This is a genomic window from Campylobacter sp. CNRCH_2013_0898h (assembly GCF_025772965.1).
GTDB lineage: Bacteria > Campylobacterota > Campylobacteria > Campylobacterales > Campylobacteraceae > Campylobacter_D > Campylobacter_D lari_D.
Window position 1 is genome coordinate 1 of sequence record NZ_JAKMTD010000020.1, and the last position, 10,735, is coordinate 10,735.

The window sequence follows — 10,735 nt, forward strand, 5'->3', positions numbered from 1 at the left end:
ATTACAATTTTTTCGGATGTTTCTGCATTTTTTAATAGATTTAAACCAAGATTAATTGTAATGTGCTCGCCTATTGAACATTTAAATATTATAAGTGATTATACTAGGTATAATATGAGTGAAAAAGAGGGTTTGCTAACAGGTTTTGCAAGACACGATGCCTTATTGAAAAACAATAAAAATGATACTAAGCAAATTTTTATAATGCCAACATGGAGAAAATATATTGTTGGAGATGTGATTTTTGGGAAAGGTATTAGAGAGCACAATGAAGATTTTCTTTTAACTGAATATTTTATACAATGGAATGCTTTTTTGCGTAATAAAGAATTTGAGCAATTAGTAAAAACATATTCTTATAAAGTTATTTTTTGTCCCCATTTTTTAATTAGAGATTATGTTAAGTATTATAATTTGCCAGATTACATTCAAGTATACAGTAGAGAAGATGGTGAAACTCTACAAAAGGTTTTGCAAAATACTTCTTTATTGATAACCGATTATTCTACAATTTCTTGTGAATTGGCAGTTGCTCAAAAGCCAACTATTTATTTTCAATTTGACGAACAAGATAATTTAAATGGAAGGCATCATAAAAGAGCTCAGGGTGTAAGCTATCATACCCATGGTTTTGGTCCAGTGGCATACACAACTGATGAATTGATAAAGCAAATAAAATACTATTTTATTTCTGCAAAAGTAGATAGAAAATTTTATCTAAATATCAAAAATAGTTTTTATAGAAGCAAGAATAGTTGTATGGATATATATAATGCTATTTTGGATACATCAAGTGATCATGTAAGTACTATTGACTTGAAAAAGTTAATAGAAAAAGCAAGATCGGCGCAAAATAAGCAATTGTATCTTATTGCTTATTTTAAATGGCAATATATTATTGAAAATTATAGTCAAAATGAAAAAGATATATTTAATTATATCTATTGTGCCAGAAAATCAAATAGAGACCTTGAGATTATTAATTTTTTTGAAAAAAATTATCACTTAATTATATCTAAAAAAAATATGCTTGAGTTATTAAAAAGTGGAATTAAAACTAACAATAAGCAATTTATCGTTTCTATTTTACTTAAAATGGATTCAAATGTAAGCTTAGAAAAAATGATGTTAAAGTTAAAATTACAATATTTTATAGAGGATTGTTCATATTTGATAACACGTCAAATATTAATAAATGAGTTGGGTGTTTCAGAATGCTATATAGATTATCAGATTCAAATGTTTAATGTAAGTTTGATTAAGTATATGTGTTTCGGAGATGAAGGCATTTGGGAGCATTTTAGAAATTTTGAGGAGTTATAATGGCTATTATATTATCTAAAAGAATAGATGGTACTGGTTCTAGGTTAATTTGTTTGATGAATGCTTTTTTTTTATCAAAAAAAGCAGATTTGGATATACCGGTTAAATTTACATGGGGAGAATTTAAGCCTTATACAAAAACTGCAGATTGCAATGGTTTTAGAAAAGTAAGTGATGATAATAATATTCAAATTCTAGGATTATGTACAGATGAGAAAGAAAATATTTTTACAGAAAACTTCATTAATAATTTTTTTATAAATCAAATAAATGGTAATGTTGTAGAATTAAATTCTTATTTTAATTTAGAAGATTTTAATGCTTTTCTTTCTGAGAATATAGGAAATGATATATATATTAATACACCATTGGGGGATTTGTGTCCAAGATGGTTTAAAAACATTAGCTACGAAGAATATAGACATGAAATGTCTTTGATATGGAAAAAAATAGAATTTAATGCAAAAATAGAACAGATAATGGAGAGCGCCAAAAAACAAGTGAATGAGAAAATAGGAAATGATTTTATAGCAATACATATTAGGAGCGGTGATGCTATTTATGACTATGGTGATTTTAGAAAATTTAATCTTCAATCTGTCTATCATGCAACTCCATGCGAAATTCCACTTGCTATTATAGAAAAAAATTTAAATAGAAAAATTTTACTTTCAGGTGATGATTTAGAAACCATACGAAAAATTGCCGAAATATCGAATCATCCAGAAATTTATACTATGGATGATTTTAGAGATGTAAAAACAATGTCAAATTTGGAACTTTTCTTCTTTGATATTGCATTTATGTCAAAAGCGTCAAGATTATATGGAACTCATTCTGCTGTTGTTAGACTTGCTAATTTTATTGGTGATCAACAGTTTGTTAACAATTATGAAGAAATAGATGCTTCTCAATATCTTGCTATTCATAATAAATATTATTCAATTTTGAATGTATCACCATCTCAGAAAGCTTTTAGTCTATTTCATGCGTTTTTATATTCAAAGATATTAGGAAAACCTATGGAATATTTGATTTCTATTTTAGAAGATGCTTTGAAATATGATCCCGATAATGACAAGTATCATATTCATATTGTAGATTCTTTATTAAGCAATAATAAAAAAAAAGAAGCTGAAGAATATCTATGCAAAGTTTTTTTTGAATTGAATAGAAAGGAACAGTATATAAAAACATTATTATTACGTGGGTGGATAGGAATTGTATATAAAAAAGAATTTCAAAATTATTTAAAGTTTGCGGAAAAAAATTTTCCATGTATTTGTTATGTGGCATCTATAATAACTGAATTTGAAGGAGATATAATAAAATCTCATGATTTTGCTATATTAGCTTTTAATTCAAAGCATAAAACTTTTTTTAATAATTCCTATTTAAGAATAGAAGAAAAATTTCGTTTATATTATGAAAAACAAAATTTTAAAAGAAAAAAAGAAAATGCTTTATTTTTTAGAAATAAAGCACTAGTTTTTAAATCAGAATGGAAATGGAATAAAGCGATTTCTAATTATCAATTATCATTAGAATATACAGATGATTATTTGTTAGAATTTTTAGCTTTTTTAGTTGATATAAGCAAAATAGATTTGCTAAATAATATAATTGAAAACTATTCTTATGAAAGATTGAAACTGATTCCTGAATTAGATATGTTTTCTAGTGTGAAAGATTATTTAATGTTTTATGATAAACATATATTAAACAAATCTGAGATATATTATTTTTTAAGAGATCATAATAACAATCAAAGCGCTATACTTGATTTTTTAAATAATTATAAAGACATTGATAGTCTTGATGAAAATAGCGAATTGGTTATTACCTATCTTTTGATGATATTAGCTAAAAAATATAAGTTAAAAAATATTGAATTTGATATTATAAAATTTTACCGCAAAATTTGGAATAAAAATCTTGTAAGAGCGCAATATATAATATCAAAGATATATTTTATACAGTGGGACAATATTGATATTATTATTGGTATATTAAGTGATTTAACTGCTTTGGGAGATATGAATAATAAAAAAATTCTCAATATAAGAAAGAAAATTTTCAATCAGTTATCGGTTTATACAAGGAAATCTAATACTAAAGTTGCTGTCTGCTTATGGGGAATTTTTAGAGGCAATTCAGATAAAACTTTAAAACTAATCAAAGAAAACATTATTAAACCTTTGGATGCGGATGTCTTTTTGCATTTATGGGATCATTGGGATGTTTGGAATGGATATGGCGGAGATTTGCATTGGGTTAGAAGATATGTAGAACGAAAAAATAGAAAATTTTTTCCGAAAGAGATATGTAATTATGACACACTAAAAAAATATTTTCCTAGTGTTTTTGAAAAAATATCAACTCCAATTAAAGATAATTTACCATTAGATGATATTTGTTCTTCATTAAGTCCTCGTAAAATTCTTATTGAAAGTCAAGATGATTTTATGAATTCAGTTACTATTCCTATGAGATATTTAGAATATTCTCCTTTTCCTAATTATGCTCCATATTCTAGAGCTAGATTAAGATATGGAATGTATAAAAGTTTTAGGCTTACAAAAGAAGTTGAACAAAAATACGATTATATTATTCTTGCGAGAGTAGATCAGGCGTATGTAGATAATTTTGACCAAGAACAGTTATTTTCTTTGAGAGATAATGATTTATTGTGCAGATTTTTGAGGCATGGTTTGGATGATAGAATTATTGCCGCCAAAAGCTCTGTGATTGAGAAATTTGTTGATAAATATAATTTCATGATAGAAAGAAAAAAAGTTGATTTTTATGATAGTATAAAAAAATCTTTTCATCTAAAAGGAGAGGAAGGAGTTGGTGTGCTATGGTGTTTAGAGAATAATATTAGTCCAATTAATATAAACATGAATATTGATATTTACCTACCAACCAAGGGAATGATACCTGATTTTTATAATGAATTAATTGCAGATTTGAAAACTTCAGGCTCGTGTTTTTCAAACAGAGAAGAATATATTGATTTTGTAAAATTTGTTAAACAAAATCAGCAAAATCTTTTTAAAAAATATTTGAATATGGGAGCTGTTGATAGAGTCAAGAAGCATTTAAGTTATAGATTAGGTGAAATTGTATTAAATAACTACAACTCCTTTGGTAAGTGTATTTTTATACCATTTTTATTGTATATAGAAAGTAATAAATTTAAAAAACAAAATGGTAAAAAGCACAATAGAAACAAGCCATTAAAATATTACGACGATTATGAACAAGCTTTGGTTGAACAAAATTCTATAACATATAAAATTGGAAATATAATTGTAAATGTAAATAAAAGAGGTAAAATGGGATATTTTAAAGCTTTTTATGAAATTATAAATATTATTAAAAATAAGGGTTGATTTTTTATGAATTTAAAATCTAAAATTTATATAGCTGGTCATGGTGGCCTGGTTGGATCTGCTATATTTGGACTGTTGAATAAAATAGGATATGATAATATGATTACTAAGCCACGAGATGAATTAAATTTATTAGATATAACTCAAGTGGAATCTTTTTTTAAACAAGAAAAGCCAGAGTATGTTTTTTTATGCGCTGCTAAAGTTGGTGGAATATTGGACAATAGAAATCATAAAGCCGATTTTATTTTTCAAAATCTTCAAATTCAAAGTAATATTATACACCAATCTTATTTATATGGAGTAAAAAAATTAATTTTTATAGCTTCAACTTCTATTTATCCAAAAGATTGTAGTATAACTCAAGAATCAGACTTGATGACAGGAGAGTTAGATTATTCAAATGAATCTTATGCTATTGCTAAAATAGCAGGTGTTAAGATGTGTGAAGCATATAATATTCAATATAATACAAATTTTATTTCTTTAGCTCCTACAAATTTATATGGCGAAAACGACAAATTTGATTTAGAAAAAGCACATGTTATACCAGCATTAATACGAAAATTTCATTTAGCTAAATTATTAATGGAGAAGAAATATCAAGAATTAATGAGCGATTTGAATATAAATAATACAGACGAAGCAAGAAAATATTTAATTCAATTTGGAATTAAAGATAACAATATAACGATATGGGGGAGTGGTAATGCAAAAAGAGAATTTTTACATGTAGATGATTTGGCTGAGGCTTGTGTTTTTGTCATGAACAATATAGATTTTAAAGACTTATGTGCAAGTGATGGTGAAATAAAAAATACTCATATTAATATTGGTCCAAGTGAAAATATATCCATCAGGGATTTGGCTTATATTATAAAAGATATTGTGAGCTACAAAGGAGATATTATTTTTGATAAAGTAAAACCAGAAGGAGTTATGAATCGTTTTACAGATTGTTCTAGAATTCATTCGTTAGGTTGGAAGCATAAAATTGATCTTGTAAATGGAATAAAAAAGTTATATAATTGGTATTTAAAAATAAAATAAGGAGAGTAAATGAAATATTCTTTAGCTTCATCTACTTGGGATGAAAAAGAATTACAAGCAATACAAAATGTTATTAAAAGCGATATGTTTACTATGGGTACAAAGGTGGCTGAATTTGAAAAGGATTTTGCTAAATTTACAGGTTCTAAGTATGCGGTTATGACAAGTTCGGGTTCAACTGCAAATTTGATAGCAACAGCAGCTTTGTTTTATACAAAAAATCCTAAACTAAAAAGAGGAGATGAAGTTATAGTTCCTGCCGTATCATGGAGTACTACTTATTATCCACTTTATCAATATGGTTTAAAGCTAAAATTTGTAGATATAGATTTAGAAACACTAAATTATGATTTAGAAGCTTTAAGTGGTGCTATTAATGATAAAACAAAAATGATTATGATTGTAAATTTATTAGGAAATCCTAATGAATTTAATGCAATTAATGATCTTGTAAAAGGAAAAGACATTGTTTTACTAGAAGATAATTGCGAATCAATGGGGGCAGAGTATAAGGGAAAACAAACTGGAACTTTTGGTATTATGGGAACTTTTTCAACATTCTTTTCCCACCATATGGCTACAATGGAAGGTGGTTTTGTTGTTACAGATGATGAAGAGTTGTATCATATTTTGCTATGTTTAAGAGCACATGGTTGGACTAGAAATCTTCCAAAGGAAAATTTAGTAGCCAATAAAGGTGATGATTGGTTTAGTGAGTCATTTCGTTTTGTATTGCCAGGATATAATGTACGTCCGGTAGAAATGAGCGGGGCTATCGGTATAGAACAGCTTAAAAAGTTACCTATGTTTTTAAAACATCGTAGAGAAAACGCGAAATTATTTTGTGAATACTTTCAAAATCATCCTGAATTTATTATGCAAAAAGAAATTGGAAGTAGTTCGTGGTTTGGATTTTCTTTGGTGATTAGACCAAATTCGAAATTGCAAAGAAAAGATATTATTAAAAAATTAGAAGAAAATGATATAGAATACCGTCCTATAGCTACTGGAGATTTTACGCAAAATGAAGTGATCAAGTATTTTGACTATGAAATTCATCAAGAATTGAAAAATGCAAAATATATCCACGAAAAAGGATTTTTTGTGGGTAATCACCAATTTAGCATTAGCGATCAAATTAACTTATTTAAAAAAGCATTGGATAGTCTATGAAAAAAACAGCATTAATTACAGGTTTTACAGGTCAAGTTGGGTCGCAAATGGCGGACTTCTTACTAGAAAATACTGACTATAATGTTATAGGTATGATGCGTTGGCAAGAACCTATGGATAATATCTATCATTTAAGTGATAGGATCAATAAAAAAGACAGGATTAGTATTTTTTATGCTGATTTAAATGATTATTCAAGTATTCAAAAGCTTTTTGAGAGTAAACGACCGGATGTGGTTTTTCATTTGGCTGCACAGTCTTACCCAAAAACCTCTTTTGATATACCTATAGAAACCTTACAAACTAATATCATAGGCACAGCAAATATTTTAGAAAATATTAGATTGTTAAAAGCCAAAGATGGCTATGATCCTGTAGTGCATGTGTGTTCTTCTAGTGAGGTTTATGGTAGGGCAAAAGTAGGTATTAAGCTAAATGAGGATACAACTTTTCATGGTGCAAGTCCCTATAGTATAAGTAAAATTGGCACAGATTATTTAGGAAGATTTTACGGTGAGGCTTATGGTATAAGAACTTATGTCACTAGGATGGGAACTCATAGTGGTCCAAGACGTTCTGATGTGTTTTTTGAAAGTACAGTTGCAAAGCAAATCGCATTGATTGAAGCGGGTTATCAAGAGTCTGTTATCAAAGTAGGAAATTTATCAAGTGTAAGAACTTTTCAAGATTGTCGTGATGCTATAAGGGCTTATTATTTGCTTTCATTAGAAAGCGAAAAAGGAAAAGTTCCTTGTGGTGAAGCTTTTAATATAGCAGGTGAAGAGGCTTTTAAGCTTCCCGAAGTTATCGATATACTTTTGAGTCTTTCTACAAGAAAAGATATCAAAGTAGAGCAAGACGAAGAAAGAATGCGTCCTATTGATGCAGATTATCAAATGTTTGATAATACTAAAATCAAAAGCTATATCAACTGGAAACCAGAAATTCCAGCTAGGCAGATGTTTGAAGATTTGCTAAATCATTGGAGAAAAGAAATTTCCATGGGTAGAATCCCGCTAAATAGGTAGTAATCATGACAATTCGTTCTCAAACCCCATTGCGTTTAGGTTTAGCCGGTGGGGGTACTGATATAAATTTATATTGTGATCAATACACAGGTTATGTTTTAAATGCAACGATATCTTTATATGTGCATTGTACTTTAGCAGAAAGAGAAGATGAAAAAATCATCTTTGATTCTTCAGATACAAATGTAAAAGCAGAGTATAAAAGCAAAGATTTTTTAGAAAATGATGGCAAGCTAGATCTTTATAAAGCAATTTATAATCGTTTGGTAAAAGACTATGTTAAAAAACCTTTAAGTTTTTCTTTGCATACTTATTCAGATGTGCCAAGTGGTAGTGGGCTTGGTGGTAGCTCTACTTTAGTGGTGGGCATTATCAAAGCATTTGCTGAGTGGCTGAATTTACCTTTGGGTGAGTATGAGATAGCACGTTTAGCGTATGAGATTGAACGAGAGGATATGGCTATAGTAGGCGGTGCACAAGATCAATACGCTGCAACTTTTGGTGGGTTTAACTTTATGGAATTTTATGATCAAAAAAGAGTGATCGTTAATCCTTTGCGCATTAAAAATTGGATAGTAAATGAGCTTGAAGCTAGAGTTTTGCTTTATTTTACAAGTATTACTAGAGAGGCTAAAGATATAGAAGAGCATAAAAAAGGAAAATTAGGAGATGAAAACTCTCTTAATGCTATGCATGCGATAAAACAAGATGCACTAGATATGAAAGAAGCATTGTTTAGGGCTGATTTTGACAAAATAGCTCAAATTTTAGGCAAGTCATGGCAGTCAAAGAAAATTATTTCTGATATAGTAAGTAATGATGAGCTTGAAAGAATTTATCACTTAGCCATGGAAAATGGTGCCTATAGTGGCAAAACAAGTGGAGCGGGTGCTGGAGGGTTTATGTTTTTTATGGTTGATCCTATAAAAAAATATAAACTTAAAAAAATTCTAAATGAACAGCAAGGGTATGTACAAGAGTTCTACTTCACTAAAGAAGGAGCAAAATCGTGGAAAATTTAAATTTATATATAAAATCTCATTTTAGCGATTCAATTGATATTAAAACTAAGATTTTAAATGATAATGATATGATCAGCTTAATTAAAGAGGTATCTTTAAAAGTGATTAACGCTTATAAAAATGGCAATAAAACTTTACTAGCAGGCAATGGAGGAAGTGCAGCTGATGCACAGCATATAGCTGGGGAGTTTGTGAGTAGATTTTACTTTGATAGACCTGGTATTGCAAGTATTGCTTTAAGTACTGATACGAGTATTTTAACGGCTATTGGTAATGACTATGGCTATGAAAATTTATTTGCAAGACAAGTACAAGCTCAAGGTGTGAGTGGGGATGTGTTTATAGGAATTTCTACAAGTGGAAATAGTAAAAATATCTTAAAAGCTTTAGAAATTTGTAAAGAAAAAGGAATTTTAAGCATAGGTTTAACCGGGGCTAGCGGTGGTGCTATGAATGAACTTTGTGATTATTGTATTAAAGTGCCATCAACTTGTACGCCAAGGATTCAAGAAGCACATATTTTAATAGGACATATCATCTGTGCTATAGTAGAAGAAGAGCTTTTTGGTAAGGGGTTTGATTGCAAGCTATAGTTTTAGCAGGAGGGCTTGGCACAAGATTAAAAAGCGTAGTACAAGATCTTCCAAAGCCTATGGCACCTATTAATGGAAAGCCATTTTTAACCTTTGTTTTAGAGTATTTAAAAAAACAAGGAATTACTGAAGTTATTTTAAGTGTTTCGTATAAATATGAACTCATCCAAGAGTACTTTAAAGATGAATTTGAAGGTATGAAAATACACTATAACATTGAAAAAGAGCTTTTAGGTACAGGTGGAGCTATAAAAGATGCCTTGAAATTTATAAAAAATCAAGCTTATGTTTTAAATGGTGACACTATATTTGATATTGATCTAAAAAATCTTGCTTTAAATGATAGTAAAATTTGTATTGCACTCAAACAAATGCAAAATTTTGATCGATATGGCACTGTAAACGTTGATGATCAAGGTATTGTGATATCTTTTGAAGAAAAGGTATTTAAAAAACAAGGTTTAATCAATGGTGGTATATACTTGCTAAAAAAAGATATTTTTGATGAATTTGATTTGGAGAAAAAATTTTCTTTTGAAGAATTTTTGCAGTCAAATTGTAACGCATTGAAAATACAAACCCAAATTTTTGATGATTATTTTATTGATATTGGGGTACCACAAGATTATCATATATTTATGAGTTTCAAGGGGAAAGTATTATAATGATAGCTTATATTCATGTTGGTTTACCCAAAACTGGAACTACTACAATACAAAAATTTTTATCTGATAACTTTTTAAATCCTAATCAATGCTTCGTTTCTCCAAAACAACTAACTATCACTAGCCACAATAGACATCGTAAAATAGTTAGAATAATTCAAAAAAAAAGTGTTTCATATAATGAAGTTTTAGATTTTAAAAAATATCTTCAGCAAAATCAAAATAGTAAATTTATATTTTCTGCGGAAGATTTTGTTTGGGATTTTATTGAATGTAAAAATTTTTTTCATAAAGTAAAAGAAATAAAAATTTTTTTTAATAATAATGGGTTTAATAAAGTATTTATAATTATATATTTAAGAGACTATTTTGATTTTGTGGTTTCATTAATTGCTCAAATGATTAAAAATAATCAAGTTGAAAATACTTCTTTATATATAAAATTTTTATTAAACTATAAATATATATGCCAAGTTTACACTGAAG

General features: G+C 28.2%; 8 protein-coding genes and 1 pseudogene. All 9 read left to right on the forward strand.

What is annotated here, in order from left to right:
- Positions 1-114 precede the first annotated feature (114 nt).
- A complete protein-coding gene (locus tag L8X50_RS07895; protein WP_263660856.1) occupies positions 115-1,323 on the forward strand; it encodes a CDP-glycerol glycerophosphotransferase family protein in 1,209 nt (402 codons plus the stop codon).
- The gene (locus tag L8X50_RS07900) at positions 1,323-4,718 is read left to right on the forward strand and encodes a hypothetical protein (RefSeq protein ID WP_263660857.1); all 3,396 of its coding nucleotides are present in this window, start codon (positions 1,323-1,325) and stop codon (positions 4,716-4,718) included. Before L8X50_RS07895 ends, L8X50_RS07900 begins: the two co-directional genes overlap by 1 nt.
- A gap of 6 nt (positions 4,719-4,724) precedes the next feature.
- On the forward strand, positions 4,725-5,768 hold the full coding sequence (locus L8X50_RS07905; protein WP_263660858.1) for a GDP-L-fucose synthase family protein: 1,044 nt from the start codon (positions 4,725-4,727) through the stop codon (positions 5,766-5,768).
- A 9-nt stretch (positions 5,769-5,777) separates the two neighbouring features.
- Positions 5,778-6,941, forward strand: a complete 1,164-nt coding sequence (locus L8X50_RS07910; RefSeq protein WP_263660859.1) for a DegT/DnrJ/EryC1/StrS family aminotransferase — start codon at positions 5,778-5,780, stop codon at positions 6,939-6,941.
- Complete coding sequence (locus L8X50_RS07915; protein ID WP_257398986.1) at positions 6,938-7,969, forward strand: GDP-mannose 4,6-dehydratase; 1,032 nt, start codon at positions 6,938-6,940, stop codon at positions 7,967-7,969. The genes L8X50_RS07910 and L8X50_RS07915 overlap by 4 nt, the downstream gene beginning before the upstream one ends.
- Before the next feature lie 2 nt (positions 7,970-7,971).
- Complete coding sequence (locus tag L8X50_RS07920) at positions 7,972-8,991, forward strand: dehydrogenase (protein ID WP_263660861.1); 1,020 nt, start codon at positions 7,972-7,974, stop codon at positions 8,989-8,991.
- On the forward strand, positions 8,979-9,584 hold the full coding sequence (locus tag L8X50_RS07925) for a D-sedoheptulose 7-phosphate isomerase (RefSeq protein WP_039617553.1): 606 nt from the start codon (positions 8,979-8,981) through the stop codon (positions 9,582-9,584). Before L8X50_RS07920 ends, L8X50_RS07925 begins: the two co-directional genes overlap by 13 nt.
- On the forward strand, positions 9,572-10,249 hold the full coding sequence (locus L8X50_RS07930) for a nucleotidyltransferase family protein (protein ID WP_263660860.1): 678 nt from the start codon (positions 9,572-9,574) through the stop codon (positions 10,247-10,249). The genes L8X50_RS07925 and L8X50_RS07930 overlap by 13 nt, the downstream gene beginning before the upstream one ends.
- Positions 10,249-10,735: pseudogene (locus L8X50_RS07935) on the forward strand (hypothetical protein); the annotation flags it as partial. The gene L8X50_RS07930 and the pseudogene L8X50_RS07935, both read left to right, overlap by 1 nt.